The sequence below is a fragment of the Pseudomonas brassicacearum subsp. neoaurantiaca genome (genome assembly GCF_013608025.1).
GTDB lineage: Bacteria > Pseudomonadota > Gammaproteobacteria > Pseudomonadales > Pseudomonadaceae > Aquipseudomonas.
The window spans coordinates 1-654 of sequence record NZ_VDLV01000047.1; the positions used below are offsets into that span (position 1 = coordinate 1).

At 65.0% G+C, this 654-nt stretch carries 1 protein-coding gene; it reads left to right on the forward strand.

What is annotated here, in order from left to right; all coding sequences use genetic code 11:
• Positions 1-654 (forward strand): type VI secretion system Vgr family protein (locus FHK92_RS22110; RefSeq protein ID WP_181289995.1); only part of this gene is annotated, 654 nt, incomplete at both ends.

Genomic DNA, 654 nt, shown 5'->3' on the forward strand with positions numbered 1-654 from the left:
TACATCGCCCACGCCCTGCACGATGACCGCCACCCCGACCCGGTCACCGCCCGCAACGAACGACGCAACGTTTTGCGTACCCCGACCAACAACAAACTGCGCCTGGACGACACGCGGGGGCAGGAACACATCAAGCTCAGCACTGAGCACAGTGGAAAGAGCCAGTTGAATCTGGGGCATCTGGTGGATGCCGAGCGTAAGAAGCGGGGGGAAGGGTTTGAGTTGCGCACGGATGGCTGGGGGGCGATTCGGGGTGGCAGGGGGGTGTTTATCAGTGCGGATGCCCAGCCCCGCGCCCAAGGCCAGGTGCTCGATATGAGCGAGGCGACAGGTCGGTTGCAGCAGGCCGCCGACCAGTTGGACAGCCTCTCCAGCGATGCGCAGGCGAGCCAGGCCGACCCCGCCGACGTGCAGGCACAACTGGCCTTGCTCAGGCAGGACCTCGAGCAGCTCAAGACCTCCGTCCTGCTGCTCAGCGCTCCGCAAGGCATCGCGCTGACCAGCGGCAAGCACCTGCAACTTGCCGCGCAACACAACCTGATGCTCAACGCCGGTGGCCAGGCCGACCTCAGCGTGGTCAAGCGCCTGTTCATCGGCGTGGGCCAAGGGCTGAGCCTGTTCGTGCGCAAGCTGGGGCTCAAGTTGATTGCCAAC